General features: G+C 38.7%; 20 protein-coding genes and 1 other RNA gene. 16 read left to right on the plus strand and 5 right to left on the minus strand.

Annotated features, from left to right (window positions below; genetic code table 11):
• Positions 1 to 274 precede the first annotated feature (274 nt).
• Positions 275 to 1,009 (plus strand): alpha/beta hydrolase, encoded by a 735-nt coding sequence (locus ACERJO_RS07520; protein ID WP_373647197.1) that lies wholly within the window; start codon positions 275 to 277, stop codon positions 1,007 to 1,009.
• Between the two features lie 23 nt (positions 1,010 to 1,032).
• Positions 1,033 to 3,348: a ribonuclease R gene (rnr, locus tag ACERJO_RS07525; protein WP_373647100.1), complete on the plus strand. Its 2,316-nt coding sequence runs from the start codon at positions 1,033 to 1,035 to the stop codon at positions 3,346 to 3,348.
• Positions 3,349 to 3,514: 166 nt separating this feature from the next.
• Here the strand turns inward: rnr and ACERJO_RS07530 are convergent, their stop codons facing one another.
• Entirely contained in the window at positions 3,515 to 3,715 is a 201-nt protein-coding gene (locus tag ACERJO_RS07530) for a YjfB family protein (RefSeq protein WP_247106630.1), read from the minus strand.
• A 283-nt stretch (positions 3,716 to 3,998) separates the two neighbouring features.
• Here ACERJO_RS07530 and smpB point away from each other — a divergent pair, with 283 nt between their 5' ends.
• Positions 3,999 to 4,472: an SsrA-binding protein SmpB gene (gene smpB / locus ACERJO_RS07535; protein WP_247106631.1), complete on the plus strand. Its 474-nt coding sequence runs from the start codon at positions 3,999 to 4,001 to the stop codon at positions 4,470 to 4,472.
• A 108-nt stretch (positions 4,473 to 4,580) separates the two neighbouring features.
• Positions 4,581 to 4,941: a transfer-messenger RNA gene (gene ssrA, locus ACERJO_RS07540) on the plus strand.
• Positions 4,942 to 5,812: 871 nt separating this feature from the next.
• On the opposite strand, the gene ACERJO_RS07545 is transcribed toward ssrA, so the two are convergent.
• Complete coding sequence (locus tag ACERJO_RS07545) at positions 5,813 to 7,849, minus strand: LuxR C-terminal-related transcriptional regulator (protein ID WP_373647101.1); 2,037 nt, start codon at positions 7,847 to 7,849, stop codon at positions 5,813 to 5,815.
• A 124-nt stretch (positions 7,850 to 7,973) separates the two neighbouring features.
• On the opposite strand from ACERJO_RS07545, the gene ilvB reads away from it, so the two are divergent.
• The 4 genes from ilvB (at position 7,974) to ACERJO_RS07565 (ending at position 13,412) form a co-directional block, all read left to right on the plus strand.
• Positions 7,974 to 9,737: a biosynthetic-type acetolactate synthase large subunit gene (gene ilvB, locus ACERJO_RS07550; protein ID WP_373647102.1), complete on the plus strand. Its 1,764-nt coding sequence runs from the start codon at positions 7,974 to 7,976 to the stop codon at positions 9,735 to 9,737.
• Positions 9,727 to 10,206: an acetolactate synthase small subunit gene (ilvN, locus tag ACERJO_RS07555; protein WP_247106296.1), complete on the plus strand. Its 480-nt coding sequence runs from the start codon at positions 9,727 to 9,729 to the stop codon at positions 10,204 to 10,206. Before ilvB ends, ilvN begins: the two co-directional genes overlap by 11 nt.
• Before the next feature lie 949 nt (positions 10,207 to 11,155).
• Positions 11,156 to 12,439, plus strand: a complete 1,284-nt coding sequence (locus ACERJO_RS07560; RefSeq protein WP_373647103.1) for a voltage-gated chloride channel family protein — start codon at positions 11,156 to 11,158, stop codon at positions 12,437 to 12,439.
• A gap of 253 nt (positions 12,440 to 12,692) precedes the next feature.
• Positions 12,693 to 13,412, plus strand: a complete 720-nt coding sequence (locus tag ACERJO_RS07565; protein ID WP_373647104.1) for a DUF421 domain-containing protein — start codon at positions 12,693 to 12,695, stop codon at positions 13,410 to 13,412.
• A gap of 140 nt (positions 13,413 to 13,552) precedes the next feature.
• Here the strand turns inward: ACERJO_RS07565 and ACERJO_RS07570 are convergent, their stop codons facing one another.
• Positions 13,553 to 14,329, minus strand: a complete 777-nt coding sequence (locus ACERJO_RS07570) for a YibE/F family protein (RefSeq protein WP_373647105.1) — start codon at positions 14,327 to 14,329, stop codon at positions 13,553 to 13,555.
• Positions 14,326 to 15,462 (minus strand): YibE/F family protein, encoded by a 1,137-nt coding sequence (locus ACERJO_RS07575; RefSeq protein WP_373647106.1) that lies wholly within the window; start codon positions 15,460 to 15,462, stop codon positions 14,326 to 14,328. Before ACERJO_RS07575 ends, ACERJO_RS07570 begins: the two co-directional genes overlap by 4 nt.
• A gap of 383 nt (positions 15,463 to 15,845) precedes the next feature.
• Between ACERJO_RS07575 and ACERJO_RS07580 the strand changes: the two genes are divergently transcribed.
• From ACERJO_RS07580 to ACERJO_RS07610, 7 genes are all read left to right on the plus strand, one after another.
• Complete coding sequence (locus ACERJO_RS07580; RefSeq protein ID WP_373647107.1) at positions 15,846 to 16,304, plus strand: helix-turn-helix domain-containing protein; 459 nt, start codon at positions 15,846 to 15,848, stop codon at positions 16,302 to 16,304.
• 416 nt (positions 16,305 to 16,720) lie between these two features.
• Complete coding sequence (locus tag ACERJO_RS07585; RefSeq protein ID WP_373647198.1) at positions 16,721 to 17,686, plus strand: ABC transporter permease; 966 nt, start codon at positions 16,721 to 16,723, stop codon at positions 17,684 to 17,686.
• Positions 17,687 to 17,701: 15 nt separating this feature from the next.
• Positions 17,702 to 18,598 carry a carbohydrate ABC transporter permease gene (locus tag ACERJO_RS07590; RefSeq protein ID WP_373647108.1) on the plus strand — a complete coding sequence of 299 codons (897 nt, stop codon included), beginning with the start codon at positions 17,702 to 17,704 and terminating at the stop codon, positions 18,596 to 18,598.
• A 113-nt stretch (positions 18,599 to 18,711) separates the two neighbouring features.
• Positions 18,712 to 20,343 (plus strand): extracellular solute-binding protein, encoded by a 1,632-nt coding sequence (locus ACERJO_RS07595; protein WP_373647109.1) that lies wholly within the window; start codon positions 18,712 to 18,714, stop codon positions 20,341 to 20,343.
• A 117-nt stretch (positions 20,344 to 20,460) separates the two neighbouring features.
• Complete coding sequence (locus ACERJO_RS07600) at positions 20,461 to 20,664, plus strand: DUF5110 domain-containing protein (protein WP_373647110.1); 204 nt, start codon at positions 20,461 to 20,463, stop codon at positions 20,662 to 20,664.
• 110 nt (positions 20,665 to 20,774) lie between these two features.
• Entirely contained in the window at positions 20,775 to 22,190 is a 1,416-nt protein-coding gene (locus ACERJO_RS07605; protein ID WP_373647111.1) for a family 43 glycosylhydrolase, read from the plus strand.
• 290 nt (positions 22,191 to 22,480) lie between these two features.
• Entirely contained in the window at positions 22,481 to 23,587 is a 1,107-nt protein-coding gene (locus tag ACERJO_RS07610) for a PQQ-dependent sugar dehydrogenase (RefSeq protein WP_373647112.1), read from the plus strand.
• A gap of 20 nt (positions 23,588 to 23,607) precedes the next feature.
• Here ACERJO_RS07610 and ACERJO_RS07615 read toward each other — a convergent pair whose 3' ends face one another.
• Positions 23,608 to 24,108, minus strand: a complete 501-nt coding sequence (locus tag ACERJO_RS07615) for a CBO0543 family protein (protein WP_373647113.1) — start codon at positions 24,106 to 24,108, stop codon at positions 23,608 to 23,610.
• Between the two features lie 216 nt (positions 24,109 to 24,324).
• Here ACERJO_RS07615 and ACERJO_RS07620 point away from each other — a divergent pair, with 216 nt between their 5' ends.
• The gene (locus tag ACERJO_RS07620) at positions 24,325 to 25,248 is read left to right on the plus strand and encodes a glycoside hydrolase family 43 protein (protein WP_247106284.1); all 924 of its coding nucleotides are present in this window, start codon (positions 24,325 to 24,327) and stop codon (positions 25,246 to 25,248) included.
• Positions 25,249 to 25,412: the final 164 nt, after the last annotated feature.

Genomic DNA, 25,412 nt, shown 5'->3' on the forward strand with positions numbered 1-25,412 from the left:
ATAGAAAAAAGACGCTCCCTTGTGTTTTTTACAGTATCAGCATGTATAAAAGCCTTTGAAGTTTAATCAAGGAGCACATAGCGGATTCGCGAGTGGCATCGGCTGCACACGTTACACGCATTTTTGAAAAAACTTTCAGAGAAGCTGTAGCCCTTGTAACGGCTACATACGACGCTGTAATAAGAAAATCACTGCGTGTTTTTCTTATTAGATGGTTAGTTTAAGGAGATATCGGGAAAATTGATAGGGAAGGCTATTTTGGAATGAGGGTATGATCATGAGAACTGTTGCACCGCAACCGTTTACGTTTACGGGAGGCGGAGAGCGTGCTGTGTTGTTATTACACGGATTTACGGGAACGACTGCTGATGTGCGAATGCTCGGTCGCTTTTTACAAAAGAAGGGCTACACCTCTCATGCACCATTGTATAGAGGGCATGGTAAGGAGCCGCAGCTGCTTTTACAAGCGAGACCCAGTGAGTGGTGGGAGGATGTCAAAGCGGGGTATCACTATTTACATGAGTTAGGGTATGAGAAAATAGCCGTAGCAGGGTTATCTCTTGGAGGTCTGTTTAGTTTGAAGCTGGCCTATTCCTATCCGGTTGTCGGAGTTATACCGATGTGTACACCGATGAAGCTAAGAGCAGAGCGTGCGATTTATGAAGGACTACGAGATTATGTCAGCCACTATAAAAGAAAAGAGCAAGTCGCAATAGATATCGAACGATTCCGCCGAGAGTCAATGGATATACTAGTCGCATTACAGGAGGAAATGATTCAAGTCAAACAGTCACTTGAAGAGATTCATGCGCCAGCGATGATCATCCAAGCACGGCATGATGAAATGATTGATATCAATAGCGCAACGATCATTCATCAACGTATAGCATCAGAAGAGAAAGAAGTAAAGTGGTATGAAGATTCAACTCATGTCATTACTTTAGGAAAAGAACGAGATCAGCTTCATGAAGATATTGGTCATTTTTTAGATCAGTTACATTGGAGTTGATGGAGAAAAGGAGTGAAGTGTAAATGAATGAACAAAAAATACAACAGCTAACCTCATTGTTTCAAGAAGCGGAAAAGCCGTTATTAATAAACGAGATTGAAGAGTCGTTAGCAGTTAGTGGAAGTGAGCAATTTAAAGACTTAGTAAAAGTGCTAAATGAAATGGAGGAGCGCGGCCTAGTCGTTCGTACGAGAACAAACCGTTACGGCGTTCCAGAGAAAATGAATCTTATGCGCGGAAGAGTTCAAGGCCATGCGAAGGGGTTTGCTTTTATTATCCCTGAGCAAGCCGGTGTAGATGATGTATACGTATCCCATGCCGACTTAAAAAGTGCGATGAATGGTGATACGGTGTTAGTTCGCCTTCATCAACAAACATCTGGTGAACGTCCTGAAGGTCAGATCGTTCGAATATTGGAAAGAGGGGTAAAGACGACAGTAGGAACGTTTGTCGATCAGAAATCATATGGCTTTGTTGTGGCTGATGATAAGCGGATTGCCAATGATATCTTTATTCCGAAAGAAGAAAAAAATGGCGCGATTGATGGTCATAAAGTCGTTGTCGAAATAACGAAATATCCTGAAGGTAGAATGAGTGCAGAAGGGAGCGTTATGAATGTATTGGGTCATAAAAATGACCCAGGGATGGACATCATCTCAATCATCTATAAATATGGTATCCCTATTGACTTTCCGGATGAGGTGCTTGAACAAGCGAATGCCGTTCCTGACGAAATTGATCCAAATGACTTACAAGGGCGACGTGATTTGCGTGATGAAACGATTGTTACGATTGATGGAGCAGACGCAAAGGATTTAGATGATGCGGTTCATGTGAAGCAGCTTGATAATGGTCACTATTTGCTCGGTGTCCATATTGCCGATGTGTCTCACTATGTGAAGGAAGGCTCGCCGATTGATGTTGAAGCGAGTGACCGAGCAACAAGTGTCTACCTAGTAGATCGTGTGATTCCAATGATTCCACATCGCTTATCAAATGGGATTTGTAGTTTAAACCCACAAGTCGATCGTTTAACGTTATCGTGTGAAATGGAAATCAACTCACAAGGACATGTCGTTAAGCATGATATTTTCCAAAGTGTGATTAAGACGACGGAACGAATGACGTATACTGATGTGAATAAAATTTTAGTTGATAAGGATGAGGAAACAAAGTCGCGTTATGAAGAGCTTGTGCCATTCTTTGAATTAATGGAGGAGCTGGCTGCGACTTTACGGAAAAAGCGCTTTGATCGTGGGGCAATCGACTTTGATTTTAATGAAGCGAAGGTGCTCGTTAATGAGGAAGGTGAACCAACAGACGTTGTGCTGCGAACACGTTCTGTTGCAGAAAAATTAATTGAGGAATTCATGCTAGCGGCGAATGAAACTGTTGCGGAGCATTTCCATTGGCTGAAGGTGCCATTTGTGTATCGAATTCACGAAGATCCAGATGCGGAAAAGCTATCAAAGTTTCTCGAATTTATAACGAATTTCGGTTATGTCGTTCGTGGAAATGCGAATACCGTTCATCCACGTGCGTTGCAAATGCTTCTTGAAGAAGTAAGGGGAGAGCCAGAGGAAACGGTCATAAGTACGGTCATGCTACGTTCGATGAAGCAGGCGAAGTATGATGTAAATAGTCTAGGGCACTTTGGCTTATCGACGGAATTTTATACACATTTCACGTCTCCTATTCGCCGTTACCCTGACTTGCTCGTCCACCGTTTAATCCGTGAATATGCGATCAAAGGGAATGTTGATGAACAAACACAGGAGAAAATGCGTGAAATCTTACCGGAGTTGACTAAGCATTCTTCTGAAATGGAGCGTCGTGCTGTTGAGGCAGAGCGTGATACAGATAACGTGAAGAAAGCACAATTTATGAGTAATAAAGTTGGTGAGACATTCACAGGGATTATTAGTGGCGTGACGAATTTCGGTTTATTTGTGGAGCTGGAAAATACAATTGAAGGTCTAGTTCATGTTAGCTACTTAACAGATGACTATTATCGTTTCGATGACCGTCATTATGCGATGATTGGTGAACGCACTGGACAAATATTTCGAATCGGTGATGAAATCGAGGTTCGTGTCGCAAGTGTCAATGTTGATGAGTCATCGATTGATTTTGAAATTGTTGGTATGAAGCCTCGTGCTCGTCGAGAAGGACGAGACCGACCGAAAGTCATTGTCGGTGGAAAGCGTGAAAAGAAGCAAGAATTAAAGCTGAATGGAAAAAGCAATCAAACAAATGGAGATGGCAAAAAAAAGAAGAAAAAATTCTATGAGAATGCCCCTAGCATCAAGCGGAAGAAAGGGAAGAAGCGTCGAAAATAGAACGTTCATCGTGCTTGATTAGGAATAGTATGAGGGCGGAAATCTAAAATCAACGGGTATGCTCTAAGCCTCTTAGAGCATACCCGAACGTAATGAGTGATAGTGCAGTGTTCCTTTAAAGGCATTGAGAGAATGGTGCGCACTCTATGAATGCCGTATGAAACGATTACAGCTTCAAATCAATCGTTCCTCCTAAATGTGGCTGAGCCGCTTGCTGAAGCTTCGCCACATCACCAGAAGACATTAGCTTTTGTAGCGCTTCTCCTTGCTGTTCAGCAGTTCCGAGCGATTTTTTCATCAGCGCTAATGAGACATTTTGATTCACTTGGTTTTGGCTCATTCCCATTGATAATAAGGCAATATCCATCAAATCCCACCTTTCTATTACTTACTGTACACTAGTTTGCAAGTGCATTTCTAGTTATTTAAGTAATAAATAATAATCACCTTGTTGAAGAGGATATGTGATTTAGAATAAAAGAGTTTTTCCAGTATTAATCTACGTTGTCATCTAATAAATTTTTCAAATTCGAGAGTTTACAATTCATTGAAAAGGTAAATGATTTCCTTTTTGGTGAACTTGAAATTGACGTCTATTCATGTGCTTTGCTATCATATAAGCATGTCGCAAGAAAAAGGGTGTTTAATATATGTCAAAGAACGACAGGGACTCAAATCTAATTGCTCAAAATAAACGGGCAAGACATGATTATTTTATAGAAGAAACGTTTGAAGCTGGTGTTGTGTTAAAAGGGACGGAAATCAAGTCGATTCGTGCAGGTCGCATGAATTTGAAGGATTCCTTTGCACGTGTTGCAAACGGAGAAGCGTATTTGCATAATGCTCATATTAGTGAATATGAGCAAGGGAATCGCTACAACCATGATCCTGTAAGAGCACGTAAGCTATTGCTTCATAAAAAGGAGATTAATCAGCTTATCGGTCAAACACAGCAAAAAGGGTATTCCCTAGTGCCGTTAAAGGTTTATTTGAAAAACGGATTCGCGAAAGTACTAATTGGACTTGCCAAAGGGAAAAAGAATTATGATAAGCGAGAGACGCTTAAGCGAAAGGATGCGAAGCGCGAAGTTGACCGTGCGTTAAAGGAACGAATGAATGGATAATAATTACCAGTTGAAACGTAAGCTAGCTATGCTATAATAAGAAGTCCAGGGCGAAATGATGTTCTGGATTCTTCTCATAAAAGGTGCAAGAAGCTTTTATGATATCAAGGGGACGTTTTGGATTCGACAGGGATAGGTCGTGCTTACGTGGCGAGCCGAGGGGGTCGGCCTCGTTAAAACGCCAAAGCCAATTAACTGGCAAAGAAAACAATAATTTCGCAGTAGCTGCCTAATAGCACTCTGCGGTTCCGCCCTCCATCGCCCATGTGGTAGGATACGGGACTCACTCTAAGTGGGCTACGCCGGTTACCCTCCGTCTGAGGGTGAAGGAAGAGAACAATCAGACTAGTCACAAGGAAGCCTGTCATTGGGCTGAATTGTTGGCGAACTGCTAATACAGTGACTACGCTCGTAGAAGCGTAAGTGTCGTTATTTCTGGACGTGGGTTCGATTCCCACCGTCTCCACCAAAATAAATGTAAATTACTTAATTGCTGTTGTGACTTAAAGTATATGCTTTTATATGTTGTAAGAGTTTTTAATCAATATAAAAGACCCATTTTAACTTATTTGTGGAAAAGTTAAAATGGGTCTTTATTTTGGTTCTATTATAAATATTGGGGTATGGAGAAAATTTTGTGCAAAAACACACGCCTAATGTCTTATACTTGAATTTGCTGAAACAAGAAAAAGGATAGGAGCTGTGGCAGGCATCATAACATGATTATCCCAGAATTAGAAGATGTTATTATTACAAATTCAGAAGTTCTCAAAAGCCTTTGAGTGTGCGCTGATATACACGAAAAGACCCGCGCTTCAAAATATCCAAACCATTTTTAAAAATGAACAGGATATATTCCCTGTCGTACTTGAACTATTGCAGTCAAAACATAGAATTTGCCATGTTAATCAACTGTATTTTGATGGGTTTTCATTGATATAAAAACTCTATAACATTAAAGTACCATATTTAACTATATTATTTGAGGTAATAATAAAGGATATTTTGAAAATAAACATTTATGAGAGAAACGAGTATATAAAATGATACAGTTAAAAAGTATATTAAGTAAAAGTAAAAGGCTCATTTCTGATTTTAATTATATTAACTATGGTGCAGACTGGGGTATCCTTTGGCATTCCTTGGCTGAATAAAATACTGATTGACGAAATTTTAATAGAAAATCAGTTTCAGCTAATATTCTTTGTATTGCTGTCTCTCATTAGTATGCCCCTCTATCTAATCATGCCGATGTTTTTAAAGAAAAAGATATAAAACAAGCTGTCAAGAAAGTATCGACAGCTTGAGCCAATACTAAGAATTTGCTGTTTGCACGCAAGTTACTTTTCCGTTTTCCCACCCAGCAACTTTGATGCCAGTTGAGTGCGATTCTTAAGACCAAACTTCGATAGCATTGCATTCACATGCTTCTTAACCGCAGCCTCACTGATGTAAAGGGATGAGGCAATCTCACCATTTGTATATCCTGCTGTAAGTAGCTTAGCCACGTCCTTTTCCCGCTTAGTCAGATCGCTTAGATGCACTTTTTCAGATAGAGGTAGAGCCCTTAATTCATCCTCCACTTCACCGACCATTTTCTTCACATAAGATCTTAGTCTACTGTTTCGGGTATCCAGCCAGTAGGTGTAAGTCGGTTTGGACATCCCGTAGTCATCATGCTCTGCATCCTGTATCTGTTCGAAACCGAGCCCTAACATTGCTTGTTCATAGTAATCCAGTGGAGGAGGGGAAGAGACGATCAGATTGCCCGCTAAAATGTATTCGAATAGATGGGTGACGATATCCGAGCGCAATTGTTCGTTTTCTAGATCCTCTACGTCAGCGCTTAACAAAAACCAAGCCTTTCCCTGATCTGCAGCAACAGACAATTGCTGTCGTCGATCCGGTGTCATTGACTTAAACAATGACCGAGAGATTGGGGCAGAGGCGAGGTATTCCCAAGTCTCTGCGTTTATGGCCAAAACTGTAAATGCTCCGATTACGCGTCCCTCGACGTTCCGCAACAATTGAATGGACCGATTACAGTCTGGAATTTTTAGAACATCTGGCCAGTTCACCGCTGACAATCGAAGGAGGCTTTGTTCCGGTGTGAAAGAGAATCGGAAAATCGCTTGTGATTCCGGGTCTGAACAGAGGACATTCCATGGACAGGGTTGATTTTTTCGTGCTTCAATATAAGCTTCCAGTTCCTGCAAGTTCTCATCGTTCAGCGGTTCGCGATAATTCGGTGAGGAACGCGAATGCCGATAATGGGCCTTAAGAACCGGGCTACCAGCAAAATGTAGTAGTTCAGCAAGCTCCCGCGAAATATCTTTTCTCACTGCATAGCCATTTTCAACTTTTTTCAATGAGTAGAGAACGCCAATACGGCCGTACCGTTCAAACTGTTCCGGCATGCGTTCGCGGAAGGTTTGGCGCATATTTTCCCAAACAATCTTGTGAAGCTGCCACCCGCCTGTCACACGGTTCACAAAGGAGAGCTTGATTAACTGATCAAACGAGGTGGGACTGATCGGGTTTCCGATTAGCTCCTCAAGCATCTCTTGCTGGAAGGTTCGTACGGAAGAAGCGGCAAATAATAGACGGCGTAACTCATCATCCGTCACTTCCTGAAGCCATTTCTCCAACATTGCTTCAATCGATTCTTTCTCGGCAAGAGAAAAGAAATCCTCTTCCTCTTTTATCTCACCGGGGGAAGGAGCAAGCAGGGAAACGGCAAGTGGATGGCCTAGTGTTCGCAACCAAACTGTATCGATTGCTTCCTCGCTTGTAACTCCCCAATGAAGAAGATATTGCCGAATCTCTTCGTAGGTTAATGAGGAGAGAGGCAATTCTACGATTAGTTTCTTCCACAAGGAAAATCTCCAAGGCCCTTCAAGCGGATAACGACCTGACACAACGATTAGGATGTTCGGAGGCAATTGTGGGAAGTAATAGGTGCGCAGCCAGTAGTCCAAGGAGCCAGCTTCCTCATACCCGTCAATTAGGAGGACGACCTTCTTTTCCTTAGGCAAATCGCTCATCTGTTGGAGGCTTCGACTACCTGGTGCTGTTGCGCTGTCATCCTCAACCACTTTGATTCCATTCAGAACGATCTGATCGAATGCTTCGGTATCCCCATTTATTTCCTGCAGGTTGACTTGGATAGGAATGGCTCCCATAGCTTCTGCCATCGAGGCAAAATGGGTTAGCAAATACGTTTTGCCTATCCCAGCTGTTCCGTACACGTTAAGAATTCGTTCCGTCCGTTCGGAAAGATTGTTCATATACTGCTGAAAAAGTCCTGTTTCAAATGACCTTCCAACGAAATGATCGAGCATGAGTTTGCTTAATTTCTGACCGATCGTTTGTCCCATGGTAATCCCTCCCTTTGCCAAATTTTTATCCAAAAGTATACCATAAACGTAATCGAAAGGGTAGCCTCAAATCGTTCATTCTGTAGTACTGTAAAAAAACATTATGACAAGGAGGTTATCACTAATGAGTTTTAAATCAGAACAGAGGTCCACTCCTCTAACACAAAAAGGAGAAATTCTCTCAGGATCTGAGATTCTACTACGTACTTTACTTGCGGAAGGAGTTGAATGTGTGTTCGGATATCCCGGGGGTGCGGTTTTGTACATTTATGATGCGATGCATGACAACCCAGAATTCCGTCATTTGCTTACACGCCACGAGCAGGGGGCAATACACGCGGCGGACGGGTATGCTCGCTCTACAGGCAAGACGGGAGTCGTAATGGCAACGTCCGGACCGGGTGCTGCCAATTTGGTAACCGGTCTTGCAACAGCCTATATGGACTCGGTACCTCTTGTCGCAATAACCGGCAATGTAGCATCCAACCTGATCGGAACTGATTCATTCCAGGAAGTCGATATTGTCAGCATCACCCAACCGATTACGAAGCACAGCTATTTAGTTCGTGAAGTGTCCGATCTAGCCCGAATTGTCAAAGAGGCTTTCCATATTGCCGGAACAGGACGCAAAGGTCCAGTTCTGATTGATATTCCAAAGGACATTAGCGCAGCCGAGACAGAATTCGTTGTGTCTGAACAAGTTTGGATTCCAGGCTATACGGAGGAGATTGAGTCACAAACAAGCGATAAAGAAGCGGTTGAGAGACTATTGTCCGCATTAAAGGAGAGCAAGAGGCCGTTACTTCTAGCGGGAAGAGGTGTCATTCTAGCCGGCGGGAGTGAGGCACTACTAGATTTCGTCAAACGCACGGGAACACCGGTGACGACGACTCTACTTGGCTTGGGAGCGATATCGGCAGATCATGAGCTATGGTTAGGTATGCCTGGCATGCACGGTACTTACGCCGCAAATCAGGCACTGTTACAATGCGACCTCCTGATTGCTGTTGGGGCCCGTTTTGATGATCGTGTCACGATGGAGTTGGACAGTTTTGCACCCCATGCAAAAATTGCTCATATTGACATAGACGCAGCTGAAATTGGCAAATTGGTGTCAGCCTCCATCCCAATTGTAGGGGATGCCAGGGGAATATTGGAAAAACTGAATCGAGGTATTCCAGCCGATTATAAAGAGAAGAAAGAATGGACTGATAAGCTACGAAAGTTGAAATCAGATTATAGGCTCCAGTACAAGTCGTCCGATAAGGAGCTAAAGCCCCAATACGTGATTGAATTAATTTCACGAACAACTGGCGGGGAGGCGATCGTTACAACTGATGTAGGACAGCATCAGATGTGGACGGCACAATATTACCAGTTTCGAAAGCCACGTTCTCTGATTACCTCAGGGGGATTGGGGACCATGGGCTTCGGTTTTCCTTCAGCAATTGGGGCGCAGGTTGGCAATCCGGGTACCACTGTCATATCTGTGAATGGGGACGGGGGAATGCAGATGTGCTCCCAAGAATTGGCGATTTGTGCGATACACAATATTCCCGTGAAAATCGTCGTTCTCAACAATCGTACCCTTGGCATGATTCGGCAATGGCAGGAACTAATTTATGAGGGGCGCTATAGCCATATCGATTTGGCTGACAGTCCAGATTTTGTCAAACTTGCCGAATCTTACGGAGTCAAAGGTCTTAGGGCAGAAACACCAGCTGAAGCTGAAAGGGTGTGGCAGGAGGCGTTGTCAACTCCGGGGCCTGTACTAATCGACTTTGTCGTCTCCAAAAATGAGCTTGTATATCCGATGGTCCCGCAAGGTAAAGGATTAAAAGATATAATCCTAGGTCCGGATATTGGAGGTGGAACAGATGACGAATAGAAGACTAATTTCGGTTACGGTAAATGATACGTCAGGTGTACTTCAGAGAGTGGCGGGCTTATTTTCAAGGAGAAGCTATAACATCGAAAGCATTACCGTTGGGCCATGCGAACAGGAAGGTCTCTCACGCATGATTGTTGTTGCTAGAGGGAACGATGCCCAACTTCAACAGATGTGCAAACAATTAACCAAGTTAATCGACGTCTTACATGTCGTCCAGTTGCAAGATAGACCTTTAGTGAGCCGTGAACTAATGCTAGTAAAACTTAAAATGGAACCTTCCAAACGTTCGGAGATTCAAAGCCTGACAGAAACCTTTCGCTGCTCTGTTATAGATGTGAGTCCAGGTACGATGATTGTACAAATCATCGGAGATCCAGAAAAAAACGATGCATTTCTTCAACTGCTCCGACCGTATGGAATATTGGAGATGACTCGTACGGGCGATATTGCAATGAACAGGGGGTAAACATCGAAACAAGGAATGAATACGCAGTATCACATTATTAGCAATAGATAAAACATATAGGACGATCAACTTTCGGGTGATCGTCTTTCTTAGTTGACACATACTGTGCAGTAAAGGTCTTTATTTTTAAAAGCTCTGTGAAAGAATTGATTAAAGTTAATAAAAAGGGTGAATAGGTCTTCAAAAGGAGTCCAAATTAGGACCGCGATTGCAATTCGTTTATTCAAATAACGCTTCTTTAGTTGAAGGAGGAAATAAATAATTTGTCATTAGCTACCCAAAATAAAAGGATAGCTTTTTGAATGAAAGTATTAATTCACTTCTTGATCTTGAGAAATAAATCCCCACAAAATTGTAGGGAAGTGCTAAATTGATATAAATACTTTGTGTTCAAAATTAACCATGTTATTAGTTTTTTTCGGTGAATCGTCCCATAATAGAGGCAAAGTTCTTTTTTCTTTTCTTTTGTTCTAAATCGCTCTTCGACTTATCTAACTTCTGCAACCTAATTAATTACCACCTTAAAATCCTTTTGGTCAATAAATAAACGAACCTAACCCCCCTGTAGTATTCAGATGCATTTTTACCTACTAACTGATTATTTTCATAACCTTTAAAATTTTATAGTTTGCGTGTTCATTCCTACATATATAAGTGATTTCGGTTAAAGATATTAAAGAAGTAGAATGCTTTGGAGGGAGAGCATAACTTGGATTTACATTTTATATGGAAAGCTATTGTTATTGTTTTTGGTGGGGTTCTTATTTTACGGCTGGTAGAAAGCCATTTCACAGTAGCCTGTTGTCAAGACGGTCATGAGGATTGCCGTTGGTTCATTAATTATTAAGCCGCTAGGGAATCGAAATAGAACCTTTTTACAGAAGTATTACATAAGGAGCATGACAACACCCTCAAAATCATCTGAAATGAGAAAGTAGAAGTGACTTAAATGTATAAAAACCTTTTTTTAACTCTTTTCAAATGGATATTTTTTGGAGTAATTATTGGTTTGATTATTGGCTCTACAACAGCCTTGCTCTTACATACCAATGATTTTCTTGGAGAGACACGGAAAGACAATTCTTGGTTAATTCTTTGTCTACCTATAGCAGGGTTGGTTCTAGGTTACATATATATGAATTTAGGAACGAGCGCTGGAACTGAATTATACAAAGGGAATAATCTTGTAATTGAGGGGGTTCATGGTAAGACTAAGATACTACGGAGGTTGGGACCTATAGTCTATTTAGGAACATTTATGACAGTTTTATTTGGCGGATCGACAGGCAGAGAAGGTGCGGCCATTCAAATGGGAGGAAGTGTAGCCGAAGCTGTAAACAGGTTCTTTAAAGTAAACGTTATGGATACCAAGATTTTATTGATGAGTGGAATTAGCGCTGGGTTCGGCACAGCTTTTGGTACACCAATTACGGGTGCTATTTTTGGAATGGAAATGGTCACTTTAGGAAAGATGAAATACGAAGCACTTGTTCCTTGTCTAGTATCAAGCTTTGTAGGACACTATACGGCCGAGAAAGTTTGGGGTACCCAACATGAAACATTTATTATCCAATCTGTTCCAGAATTATCACTTATGTCATTTGCAAAAGTCATTTTATTAGCCATTCTTTTTAGTCTGGTAAGTGTGTTATATAGCCAATTAAGACACGGAATACAAAAAGTTTCAGAAATATATACCAAGAAAAACCATGCATTACGAGCCTTCATTGGAGGAATGATTATTGTTGCTTTAACATTTATTGTCGGTTCCTATGATTACAATGGGCGTAGTTTAGATATGCTAGAAGAGTCATTTAAACAAGATGTTCCTCCCTATGCCTTTCTGACTAAGCTCGTCTTTACCGCGGTAACTCTAGGGACTGGTTTTGTAGGCGGGGAAGCAATACCGTTATTTTTTATTGGGGCAACGTTAGGTAATACTTTATATCATTTAATTGACTTCCCTATGTCTTTCCTGGCTGCCTTAGGGATGATTGCAACGTTTTGTGGGGGGACCAATACACCGATAGCCGCTTTCCTTTTGGGGATTGAGATGTTTGATGGACAAGGAATTGAATTTTTTTTCGTTGCGTGCTTAACGAGTTATTTATTTTCAGGTCACCATGGACTGTGGCCTTCTCAAATGATATATGAACCGAAGAGTCGTCTTTATAAAATTGCTAATGGAAAAACGATTAAAGATGTTGAACAAAAGAAAAGGAATGGGTGCTAGTGAAGAACAAATTGGAGAGTATGTAAATCGCATATTATCGTAGTGTTGCGCTTATTTAATTAAAGGAACCTTCAGCATAACATGCCAAATAAAAAAAGTCGTTTCTTGAGCGTACAATAATTCGCCTTTTTTTAGGTTGTAATTTGTTTAATGTATTCATCGACTGATGTAATGAAAGTAATATTTCTCCACATCGTGAAGATAACTATCATGAAACTCATATATACTCCCAAAAGGAATAGGTGAAAACCATATGGAGGTTTTAAAAGAATCAGCTATTATATTAGCGAGAATTATAACGATCTTCCCGCTATTTTTATTAATAACACATTATATGGGCAAACGTTCCATTGGAGAAATGCCTATTTTCGATTTTCTCATTATTATGACCTTAGCCAATGTTGTAGGAGCTGACATTGCTGATCCAAAAGTAGATCATGTTTATACTTATTTAGCTATTATATTCATTCCACTGCTTCAAAGATTAACTGCTTATTTATCAATTACGCATCGAAAAATAGGGGGGAAAATAACGTTCGAATCTACGCTAGTCATTCAAGATGGCAAAATCTTAGTGGGAAACTTAAAAAGGATTAGGTATACGATCGATAACGTGTTGCGAATGTTACGACAAAAAAATATTTTTGATATAAGTGATGTTAAGATTGCAATTATCGAATCAGATGGAAAAATAAGTGTGTTAAAAAAAGAAAATAAATTGGAAGTAACGATTGAGGATATAAATGTAAAAAAGAAAAGTAAAAGTTTGTCTTATCCATTAATCGTAGAAGGAAAAATTTACGAAGATATACTAAACTATTTAGGCTTAAATCGTCAATGGTTAGTTGCTGAATTACAAAAAAGACAGATTGCACAAGTAAATCGCGTCTTCTTCGCTTCAATTAATGATGACCGCGAACTTCACGTTTCCCTTAAAAATGAACACCAACAAATGCCACCTATTTACAACTAGCTTTAGGGTTCTTTACATAATCATCATTTATATATAAAAAGATTCTGTTGAGGAAGGCACTGAAAAGTACCACTTAACCTTTTCAGTGCCCTCCTGTTGCGTTTTTCTTGTATAATTCTTTCTTAGCCTATTCACAAACGTTAATCGATCGTTTCGTTATTCTTGTTAGTTTTCACTAAGAAAAAGGCAGTAATCCAAGAGGTAATTGGAATAACTAGTGTTACGCCAATACCAGCACAAAGAATGGTGATCATCTCAGCACTAAATATTTTAGAATTGACAATCTCGCCTAGTGAATAAGATAAATCTTTAAACCAAATAAGCAATGCCAAGTAGCCTCCAAAGAAGGCAAAAAATAACGTATTCGTGCTTGTTCCGAGAATATCTCTCCCAATACTTAATCCGGATGAGAATAAGTCTGTTCGACTAATGGATGGATGATGGTAATGGATCTCACGCATCGGAGAGGAAATAGAGATCGCTGTATCAATGATTGCCCCAATTGTGCTCATAATAATAACAGCAGCTCCAACTTTAACAAAATCGATTCCAATATAAAGGGAAAACATACTTAGTTCTTCAATCTCTTCTCCTCCAAACCCTTGGATCATGGCTTTATTTGTTACAATGATAATGAAAAACAGTAATAGAACGGTAGTGAAAACACTTGAAATGAAAGCTGTTTTGGTTTTAGTGTTCCATCCATTAATATAAAATAGATTTATACAACTTATTACTGTACATGCAACTATTGTTAAGATAATGAGATTCACATTTGGGTCATTCATAATAATGATAAACACGATAAGGACGCCAAAATTGAAGAATATAGCTAAAAAAGATCTTACCCCTTTTCCACCACCAATGATGGCCATTAATAGAAAGAGAATCGCTGATAGTACAAACAAAGTATTCATGCTCTTGCCCTCTTTCTCTGAATGAAAAATATCGTCGTATAAATAGCTATAGGGATGGTTAATACGATACCAATACCACCAGCTAAAGCGCGAGCCAATTCTAAGGAAAGGTTCATGGAAAGGGTAAACCCTAGTGGAGAATGATTTTTAAAATACAAAATAAGCATTGGAATGGAACCACTTATATAGACAAAAAATAAAATATTTGTCATCGTTCCCATAATGTCTTTTCCAATTTCCATTCCTGAAGCTTTTAGTACTTTTGCTGAAATGTTTTTATTTTTTTCATATATCCCGAATATAGAAGAGGACATTGTTATCGCTACGTCCATAACTGCTCCAAGAGAACCGAGGAATAATCCTGCCATAAACACCATTTGATAAGGGCGAGTTATAAACTGCATCCCCTCATACCTAAGTCCGTTTTCTGCCGTTAATTTAATAACAACATACGTAATGAACAGCGAGATGAAAGTAGCAAAAAGGGTAGCAACAATCGCTGAGAATGTTTTTTCATTAAACCCGTTAACGAGTAAGAGAGAAATAACAGTAAATAAAATAATACTGAAACCGCATATAAGGATAAGACTTATATCTGAATGATTTATGTATACATCTAAGGCGAAAGATAACAAGATCGCATTTACGGCCAAACTTAAAATAGAAAAGAGTCCTTGTTTTTTTCCAATAATGATTAAAGTGAAGATGAAAATCCAGGAAACCACTACTAAATATGTATCACGTTTAACATCTTTTATCATCCCTGTTAATGCGGTGTTTTCTTCTTCCATTGTAGTAATCGATACAAAAACGTTTTGCCCTATTTTATATTCGTGATCAAAAGCTTTAGATAAGGAATATTCATTAGTTAGAGTGATTAGCTTTCCTTTGTCTTCACCATTTTTTAATATTGCGTTTATTTCCTGTGTGTAAATACGATCTTCATTTCCGTACATATCCATCGTTTCAGTTGTCTCTTGTAACTCTGTTTCGATAACTTCGGCAATTGGTTGGTCATATAAAGAATAATTGTTGTTAACAAAGACGATGGAAGCCAGAAAAGATAAGGATAATATGATAACTAGAAAGAAATGTTTGGTCGTGATTTTTTTTAATTTTCGTATGACATTCAAAACAAAACCTCCAATTATTCGATGGAATGATCAATTAAGAACAAGCCTTTTTATAATACCATCAAATGTATTTTAGTTAAAAGAGAACAAAAAATTCGAAGCCACTGAAAAAGTTGATTTTTACTTTTTCAGTGGCTTTGATTTGACTAGCAATGGCTTCACTTGTTGCTCGCCTGATACGAGAAACCCACTCGTATCAAGCTTTTCAAAACAGGTAACGGTTACGCACATTGCTTTAAGGACACCGAAAAGTTAAAAACCAAACTTTTTCAGTGCCCTTCAAAAATTCTTCTATATAGATATATCGTTCAAATTTTTTTGTGGTCATTTTTTAGAGCAAGGTTTCAATGAAGGTAGATATCTTTTTTAGGGGAGAATGAATCATGTATAATGCGGTTACTGACACATTACGTAAAGTAGGGCTTTCAAATAAACCTATTTGTCTTCATTCATCATTACGATCATTTGGTTGGGTCGAAGGGAGAGCAGAAACGATCATTAAAGGTTTTTTAGATCTGGGCTGTACAATGCTAGTTCCCGAATTTTCATATGACTTTTCCAATAGAAAGAAAGAAATGGATGATCAGGCTGTAAAAATTATTATTGAGCTTTTGGAAGAGAACTATGGTGATCCTGACCTATGTTTGTATCGGATCTCTGAAGAAGTAGGTTTACCCGAAAAATTTGTTTCTCAACTTTTCAAGCAAAAGTTAGGTCAATATCTTTCAGATTATATTGAAACGTTACGTATGAACAAAGCGTCTGAGCTGCTTAGTACAACGAACAAAACCATTGAAGAGATATCGATAGAGGTTGGTTATAAATTCGTCCCATTCTTTTAGAAGAGCGTTTAAAAGGGTTATACATGTAACACCGAAAGCTTATAGACAAGCTTATAAGGTAGGTTCTTGGGATAATAACACATTAGAACTAGAGGAACGTTCATAAAACAGCTAAATGAAAAGCATAGGAAGATGATATTTGAGCTCTAATGGTGGAGGGGATGTGTCCTCACTGTTAGAGCTTGTTGTATGGACTTGTTTATTACTTAAATGATGAGATTGAAGCTTGTTGTACCTTTACAAATCAATTGTACCTTATGATCTATTCCTTGCTGTATCAAGCTGTACAAAGAAATTTCCTTAACTGTCCCTTTTGATTTTAATTGTACCTATTTAAAAGGTTGAAGGTCGTGGTACATTCAACTCAACATTTTTTGTTAGCGTTTACAAAAAAGTTAGGGGTGGTTCATTTGAAAGTGGGGGTAGACAATCCTTCTACATTTTCGGTAAAGGAACTTGGAGACAAGCAAACGACGTGGAGAAAAGCTAAAAAATCCTTTAACAGGCATTGGCAATTTTATTTATTAATTATTCCTCCGGTTTTATATTTTATCATCTTTAAATATATACCGATGGTTAATTCAATTATTGCTTTTAAAGACTATAATGTTGTCCAAGGGATATGGGGGAGTGACTGGGTAGGATTGAAGCACTTCCAATTGTTTTTTCATAACCCTCAATTTTGGGATCTGATAAGGAATACGTTTGTGCTAAGTGTGTATTCACTTGCAGTCGGTTTTCCTATTCCGATTATTCTAGCATTAGCATTAAATGAAATTAAAAATGGCTTCTTTAAAAAGACGATTCAAATGGTCACGTATGCACCTTATTTTATTTCAACCGTTATTATTGTTTCAATGCTAACATTAATGTTTTCTCCCAGACTTGGAATAGTCAATAAAATTTTAGAATACTTTGGGCTCGAATCAATTAACTTTCTAGGTAGGCCAGATCTTTTTAGAGATATTTATGTATGGTCTGATGTATGGCAGCTAGCTGGTTACTCAGCCATCATTTATTTAGCTGCACTCTCAAGTGTTGACCCGTCTCATTATGAAGCTGCAAAAGTTGATGGAGCAACACGGCTTCAAAAAATTATCTATATTGATTTGCCTAGTATTGTACCTGTTGCGACGATCATTCTTATTTTAAGTGTCGGAAATATAATGGCAATCGGTTTTGAAAAAGTCTTTTTATTACAAAATCCTCTTAACCTACAAACATCTGAGGTTATTGCAACCTATGTTTATAAAGTAGGTTTGTTAAATGCAAATTTTAGCTTTGCAACAGCCGTTGGTTTGTTTAATTCAGTCATTAATCTCATTTTACTTGTAAGTGTCAATGCTTTCGCACGGAAATTTTCAAATAGTAGTTTATGGTAATAGGGGGTTTGAGCAATGGTTGAAGCAAAAAGCAAAATCAAAGAATCTTTTGTTGATCGGATTTTTCTTACGTTTGTGTACGTTTTTCTCATATTGGTCTTGATCACGGTTTTATATCCACTCATTTATATTGTTAGTGCATCTTTAAGTAGTCCAGACGCTGTTTCATCTGGAAGAGTATGGTTATATCCAGTTGAATTATCATTTAAGGGTTATGAAGTTATTTTTAATAATCCTCAAGTTGTAACAGGCTATTTGAATTCACTGTTTTATACATTTTTTGGGACGATTATTAGTGTGACATTGACTGTTTTGATTGCGTATCCATTATCTCGAAAAACATTTTTTGGAAGAAGCTTTCTGATGATTTTTATCGTATTCACCATGCTTTTTTATGGAGGATTAATTCCTACATACCTTGTTGTGCAGTCATTAGGAATGATAGATACGAGGTGGGCTCTGTTAATTCCAAATGCTATTGCTGTTTGGCAAGTGATTATTGCGCGGACATTTTTCCAAACGTCTATACCAGATGAATTGGTGGAGGCTAGTGAAATAGATGGATGTAGTGATATCCGTTTCTTATGGTCAGTCGTCTTGCCGTTAGCTAAGCCTATTATAGCTGTTCTCGTTCTGATGTATGCAGTAGGGCAGTGGAATGCTTACTTCGATGCTTTAATTTACTTGAAAAGTCCAGATCTTCATCCACTTCAATTAGTGCTTCGAAATATTATTATTTTGAATACAGGATCTGCTGAAATGGATGCTTCTGAAATGTTAGAAAGACAGCAGTTAGCTAATTTGATGAAATATTCTTTAATTGTTGCTGCAAGCTTGCCTGTTATGCTCATTTATCCATTTGTTCAGCGTCATTTTGTCAAAGGGATGATGATTGGTTCAGTAAAAGGCTAATAGCTGCTTGGGCTAAATGAGATCATGGAAGGAGTGATGCTAAAACGTATATGAGATATACACGTAGGAGATTTTTAATGGTTCACCATTTAAATGAAAAGGGGATGAATTCAATGAAAAGGACAATGGTGCTTATTTTATCGCTCATAATGGTTATGTGTATCGTTCTAGTTGGCTGTAGTTCAAATGAGACAGATGGGACACAAGAGGAATATGGAGATGAACCGGTTCATATTAACGTTTTTGCCCCACAAAATGCGGAAACCGATTTAGCAACTAATTCTTTTTCAAATTTAGTAGAAGAGAAATTTAATATTGAGTTTGATTGGCAAGTAACGACTTATGATGGGACTTCAGCAAGTGAGGTAAGGAATATAGCACTTTCGAGTGGTGACTATCCCGAGCTTTTTCTTCTTATTCCTTGGGTAGATCAATTTTCTCAGACCGACTTACTTCGTTACGGTAGGCAAGGGGTCGTGCTTCCGTTAAATGAATTAATTGAACAACATGCCCCCAATATTAAACAAGTCATCGACGATCATCCATATTATGAGTCGATGATAACAGCACCAGACGGGAATATTTATGGATTGCCTCATTTGAACGAGTGTTTCCATTGCTCATATGGAAATAAATTTTGGATTAATACAGAATGGCTTGAAACGTTAGATCTCGAAGTGCCGACAACACCAGAAGAACTTAGAGATGTATTAACAGCGTTTAAAACTCAAGACCCTAATGGAAATGGTATTGCAGATGAGGTCCCGTTAAGTGGGTCACCTAGCCTAATTGAATCCTCGATCATTCCGTATTTGATGAATGGATTTATTTATGATGACTCAAGAACGCGGTTGCTATTAAATGGAGGCAGCGTGGAATTTGCAGCCAATAAAGAAGAGTGGAGGGAAGGGTTGGCTTATATCCATTCTTTATATGAAGATGGGTTAATAGACCAAGGGGCGTTCTCTCAAAATATTGAAGCTCATCAACAGTTAGGTAATAATTCGGAAGCTCAAATATTAGGAGCGTCTACAGCGATGCATCCAGGTATGTTTGTGACAAATGAGGAATATTCTAAGCATTATGATGCCATTGCTCCACTAAAAGGCCCAAATTCTGAATATGCTACGTATAATTTCCCAAGTACGCCGGGTGGGGCATTTGTGTTAACAAATAATGCAAGTGAGGAAGTTCAGGTTGCGGCTATCAAGTTAGTTGATTATATGTTTTCAGAGGAAGGGAGAATTCGTAGCTTTTATGGTGAAAAAGAGTTAAGTTGGAGAGAACCTATTGAAGGGGAAGTAGCGATTGAGGAAAATGTTGAACCTATTGTAGCACAAATTCCACTCGAAGATGATGAAAATCCACGAAATGATCGCTGGGAGTCGTTATCACAGTATTATCATTCAAGGGAATTTAGGGACGGACTTGTCCAAGCAACAGATATTTATACAGGAGAAGGATATGAGCGAAGATTACAGGAGGCCACACATTTATATGAAGGAAAAGAACCTGCTGAGGTGTTTCCTCATTGGGCTGTATGGATTGACCCTGATGTTGCTGATGAACTTGCGATGATTCAAACGAATATTCAGGATTATGTCGAACAGAATTCCATACAATTTATTACCGGATCGAAGGATTTAGAGAAAGAATGGGAATCATATGTTCAAGGCTTTGAACAGCTCAATTTAAACCGGTATCTTGAAGTCATGCAGGAAGCTTATGATAACTCTCAATTATAAAAGGTTTAACGCCGGTTCTACCGGCGATTTTTGTCATTGAGTTGTAATTAATAGAGAGGAGGGCATGAATTCAAATAAGTAAAGGCTAATGTTTGTTTGTTAATTTGAATTTTCACTTTGCTTGTTGAACATTATAAAGGTCAAGCTGGAAGCTTTCTTTTATATGAAGATGAAGGTGATGGCTATAATTATGAAAAGGGAGAGTTTGCAACAATACATATTCGTTGGGAAGATGAAACGGGTCAACTTGTCATCACAGAACGTAAAGTTTCGTATTCTAATATGAAAAATGACAAAGTTAGTAGTTTCATTTATCGATGATAATCATAACCGTGTATCTGTGCAGAAAAGGATAGTATACAATGAAAATGAAAGATCTGTTAAACTTTAAATGGAAACTAGTAGTCTAATCTAAAAAATGAGGTGTTTAAATGAGAGAGCAAGGATTTAATCCTTATCTTCCATCATGGGAGTACATTCCTGATGGTGAACCTTATGTATTTGATGACAGAGTGTATGTATATGGGTCGCATGATCAGTTTAATGGACATGCCTATTGTTTAAATGATTACGTATGCTGGTCTGCACCAATTGAGGATTTAGCTGATTGGCGCTATGAAGGGGTCATATATAAAAAAACAGATGATCCCCTAAATCCTGACGGGAGCATGTGTCTTTATGCCCCGGATGTTACTGTAGGAACAGACGGAAGGTATTATTTATACTATGTACTTGATAAAGTGCCGGTTGTATCTGTCGCGGTTTGTGATACACCTGCAGGGAAGTACGAATTTTATGGATATGTACATGATTCAGATGGAGTGCGTCTAGGGGAAAGAGATGGGGATGAGCCGCAATTTGACCCCGGTGTATTGACTGAAGGAGATAAAACATACCTATACACTGGATTTTGTGCAGTAGGTGATAAGTCGAGAGGTGGGGCTATGGCAACGGTTCTTGGTCCAGATATGCTTACGATTTTGGAAGAGCCAGTATTTGTTATACCAAGTGAGCCTTATAGCTCTGGAAGTAGCTTTGAGCAGCATGAATTTTTTGAAGCGCCTTCTATACGAAAGAAGGGAGATACGTATTATCTCATCTATTCCTCTATTGTTATGCATGAATTATGTTACGCCACTAGTAAGCATCCGACGAAAGGCTTTGAGTATCAAGGAGTGATCGTGAGTAATAATGATCTACATATTGATACGTATAAGCCAGCAAATCAACCGATGTTTTATGGAGGAAATAATCACGGTAGTATTATTCCTATTAATGATAAGTGGTTTATTTTCTATCATAGACATACGAATGGATCCAATTTCAGTCGTCAAGGATGTATCGAGCCCATTGAGATTTTAAGTGATGGTACGATTCCTCAAGTAGAAATGACATCCTGTGGTTCTAATTCTGGTCCATTGATCGGTAGAGGAGAATATCCAGCATACATTGCATGTAATCTTTTCTGTCGTGATGAAGAAAAGTATACAGGTGATCTATGGATGGATAGCCAATTTCCAAAAATAACCCAGGATGGAAAAGACGGCGATGAAGAAATTGGGTATATCGCTAATATGACAGATTCTGCAACAGCAGGATTTAAATATTTTGATTGCCAAGGAGTAAATAAAGTCAAGCTCAAGGTAAGAGGCTATTGTAATGGCACATTTGAAGTGAAAACATCATGGAATGGTGAAGTGCTTGGTCGTATACCTGTTCAATTTACAAATGTATGGACTGAATACTCATCTGATATAGCTGTTCCAGACGGGATACAAGCGATATATATTACTTACAGAGGAAGCGGAAGAGCTAGTCTTGCTTCTTTTACACTTGAATGTGAGTGAAGTTGGAGGCGGTTTCATACTTTGGTATGAATGTTGCAGTGATTAGTAAGAAAATAGGTAGTGCACAGATCCAATTTGTTATCGACAATCATAGGGGTACAGTATTTAACAGGGAAGTCCTATTAGACAAGGGCTTTCCTGTTTTGAGTTTTTTTATGTTTCTTTTATTTTAATCGTTTCGTTTTATTATATAGAGGGTAAGAGAAAGTATTGAATGTTATTTCAAATATAAGGAAAAGTCGATATAAATGGTTGCCAGTGATAATAATAAAGAAAGGAAAGGAACAAAAATGAAAAAACATTTTGTTATACCTATGTTCAGTATCCTTTTCATATTAGGGTGTTCTGCAAATGATCAACCAAACATGGAATCGGAAGAGAGTCAGCCAGTCAATGGAGGGGAAACGACAGTAGATGATGTAGAAGAAAGACAAACAGCTAATGGCTATGAAATGATTACAGAGGATTTAGACATACCTTGGGCAATTGAAAAGTATGAAGATACCATTTACTTGTCGGAGAGACCTGGAAATATTGTCAAGGTAGAGGATGGAGAAACAGAAGCACAATCTGTTCAGCTGGAAAAGGAGCTTGCAACGGCTGCCGAAGCTGGGTTGTTAGGAGTTGTATTAGATCCGCAATTCCTGGAAACGCAATTAGCCTACGCTTATTACACATATGAAGATGGGAATGGCCAGTTTAATCGTGTTGTTAGCCTTCGTTTAGAAGAGAATGTATGGCGAGAAGAGAATGTCCTTCTCGATCATATTCCGAGCGGGAATGTTCATCATGGTGGCAGAATTAAAATCGGACCTGATGAAAAGCTCTACGTGGCAACAGGTGATGCAGCCGAGCCTCATATCGCTCAAGATCGTGATTCCTTAGGTGGGAAAATATTAAGAATGAACCTGGATGGCTCAATTCCAGGCGATAATCCTTTCCCAAACTCCTATGTTTATAGCTACGGACATCGCAACCCACAAGGACTAACATGGTCTTCAGATGGATCACTGTATTCGAGTGAGCACGGACAAACAGCAAATGATGAAATCAATGAAATTGAGGCAGGGCAAAATTATGGCTGGCCAATAATTGAAGGACATGAAGAAGAGGAGGGGATGATTTCTCCTCTTTTCACATCAGGAAGTGAAGAAACATGGGCTCCTTCAGGTATGGACTATTATGATGGGAAGCTATATGTTGCGACATTACGAGGGACAGCTTTATTAGAATTTGACCTTGAAACAGGTGAACAGAGAGAAGTGATTAGTAATATTGGTAGGATAAGGGATGTGCTAGTAGACGGTACTTCGCTCTATTTTATAAGCAATAATACGGATGGAAGAGGAGAGCCTGACGAGAATGATGACCGCTTGTATCGTGTTTGGCTGAAGTAGTGTTAGTAAAAATAATCATGTTACATGCTAAAGGGATTGCGTTTTTCATTGAAAAACCATTGATAATACACTCTAGATAAATAAAATGTGCAGGTTAATGAAATGAAAGTATAGTACCAGTTCCAATGTTTGTACTCAATAAGTAATGTGAATTTTTCAAATACTAGTTCGATTACTGTCATTGAAGCTGAGTATAGAACATGATAAATAAACTTTATAGACAAGCTTTTTGTTGTTGGATAGTACAAATTGAAAATGACACAAATACTAGGAAAAATAAAATACTCAAACGTAAAGCTACTAGCGTTTCCCTTTTTAAAAAACCTTTTCGGATATCGTATGAGATTCAGTTCTACAACAATTAATCCTAATAACCACGTTACTAGTTGCTTAAAAAGGAATATAATATTTGCTTGTCTCACTTTATCGCTAGGTACAAATTTAAGTAAACTTATAATGGTTATTAGCCAAACGATCACTAAAAGGGTGTAATTTATGGAATTGGATTGAATTTTTTTCATAGGGACTCCTTTGTTAAATAAAAATCATTTCACTTAAGTATAAGTTGTCCAAAATGAAAAGGAGTATTCTCATTTGTCTGCTAATATAGAGGAATTTAATAAGGAAAACGTTAAACACTTTACTTAAGTGTTAAAATCCCAATCTTGTTTAACGATCTAAATAATGATAACGTTTTAATAGAGTTAAGCAACCAAATACATTGGAGGGATTTTAGCATGACACATGGAGCGAAGTCTGCGCAATTTGATGCTTATTTATTTGTCCATTTTATCCATCAAGATGTAGGAAGCCCAGATTCAGAGCAGGTTTATTTTTCTGTGAGTAAGGATGGTATCACGTGGCAAACGCTGAATGATAGAAAGCCTGTTCTCAGATCTACGTTAGGGGATAAGGGAGTAAGAGATCCGTTTATTATTCGTTCTCCTAAGGAAGGGAAATTCTATTTAATTGGCACTGATTTATCAATGCATGACCAGAAAGATTGGGACGAGGTACAGAGGTCAGGTAGTCAGCATATCGTCGTTTGGGAATCGAGTAATTTAGTAGAGTGGTCGGAGCAACGATTGGTGAACGTCGGGTTAGAGACGGCAGGTTGTGTTTGGGCACCAGAAGCGATTTATGATAAGGAAAATGATGATTTTCTCGTATTTTGGGCATCGAGAGAAGGGTTTGGGGCAGAGAAGCAAAGAATCTATTATGCGAAAACGACCGATTTTAAAAAGTTTACAAAACCTGAAATTTATATTGAACGACAGAACCATGTGATTGATACGACGATTATTGAAGAAAATGGCGTGTATTATCGCTTTTCTAAAGATGAAACGGTTAAGAGTATTACGATGGAAGTTTCTAATTCATTGCTTGGAGAATTTCAAGAAATTGAAACGAACTTAAATCAAGTCGTTGGTGTCGAAGGGCCGGCGTGCTTTAAATTAAAGAACGAGGATAAATGGTGTCTCTTATTAGATCATTACGCAGTTGAGAAAAAGTATTTCCCGTACTACACAAATGATTTGAAAACGGGACAATTCGCAAAAAAGGAAGAAGGACTAGACATCCCTGTGCATTCGAAGCATGGTGGGGTGATGACGGTTACACGTGATGAATATAATGCATTAGTTAAAAAGTATGGTTTGTAAGCAAGGGTCTTAGCTTTTATATTGTTGTTTTTCAATAGTTTTTAGAGCTTTCTTCATTAGACACGATGTATACCGTATGATACCATTTTAATGAATATTACTTTATTAAGCAATGAGATAAAAACGTTGTTATTCTAGTAATCTAAGCTTTGGAATGTTGAAAT

Origin of the sequence: Halalkalibacter sp. AB-rgal2 (assembly GCF_041821005.1) — a bacterium.
Lineage (GTDB): Bacteria > Bacillota > Bacilli > Bacillales > Bacillaceae_D > Halalkalibacter.

Coding starts and splice junctions, on each gene's coding strand:
- ACERJO_RS07605 (WP_373647111.1), top strand. CDS start 20,775: ATGAGAGAGCAAGGATTTAATCCTTATCTTCCATCATGGGAGTACATT.
- ACERJO_RS07610 (WP_373647112.1), top strand. CDS start 22,481: ATGAAAAAACATTTTGTTATACCTATGTTCAGTATCCTTTTCATATTA.
- ACERJO_RS07560 (WP_373647103.1), top strand. CDS start 11,156: ATGTATAAAAACCTTTTTTTAACTCTTTTCAAATGGATATTTTTTGGA.
- ACERJO_RS07620 (WP_247106284.1), top strand. CDS start 24,325: ATGACACATGGAGCGAAGTCTGCGCAATTTGATGCTTATTTATTTGTC.
- ACERJO_RS07580 (WP_373647107.1), top strand. CDS start 15,846: ATGTATAATGCGGTTACTGACACATTACGTAAAGTAGGGCTTTCAAAT.
- ilvN (WP_247106296.1), top strand. CDS start 9,727: ATGACGAATAGAAGACTAATTTCGGTTACGGTAAATGATACGTCAGGT.
- smpB (WP_247106631.1), top strand. CDS start 3,999: ATGTCAAAGAACGACAGGGACTCAAATCTAATTGCTCAAAATAAACGG.
- ACERJO_RS07570 (WP_373647105.1), bottom strand. CDS start 14,329: ATGAATACTTTGTTTGTACTATCAGCGATTCTCTTTCTATTAATGGCC.
- rnr (WP_373647100.1), top strand. CDS start 1,033: ATGAATGAACAAAAAATACAACAGCTAACCTCATTGTTTCAAGAAGCG.
- ACERJO_RS07615 (WP_373647113.1), bottom strand. CDS start 24,108: ATGAAAAAAATTCAATCCAATTCCATAAATTACACCCTTTTAGTGATC.
- ACERJO_RS07590 (WP_373647108.1), top strand. CDS start 17,702: ATGGTTGAAGCAAAAAGCAAAATCAAAGAATCTTTTGTTGATCGGATT.
- ACERJO_RS07545 (WP_373647101.1), bottom strand. CDS start 7,849: ATGGGACAAACGATCGGTCAGAAATTAAGCAAACTCATGCTCGATCAT.
- ilvB (WP_373647102.1), top strand. CDS start 7,974: ATGAGTTTTAAATCAGAACAGAGGTCCACTCCTCTAACACAAAAAGGA.
- ACERJO_RS07595 (WP_373647109.1), top strand. CDS start 18,712: ATGAAAAGGACAATGGTGCTTATTTTATCGCTCATAATGGTTATGTGT.
- ACERJO_RS07530 (WP_247106630.1), bottom strand. CDS start 3,715: ATGGATATTGCCTTATTATCAATGGGAATGAGCCAAAACCAAGTGAAT.
- ACERJO_RS07565 (WP_373647104.1), top strand. CDS start 12,693: ATGGAGGTTTTAAAAGAATCAGCTATTATATTAGCGAGAATTATAACG.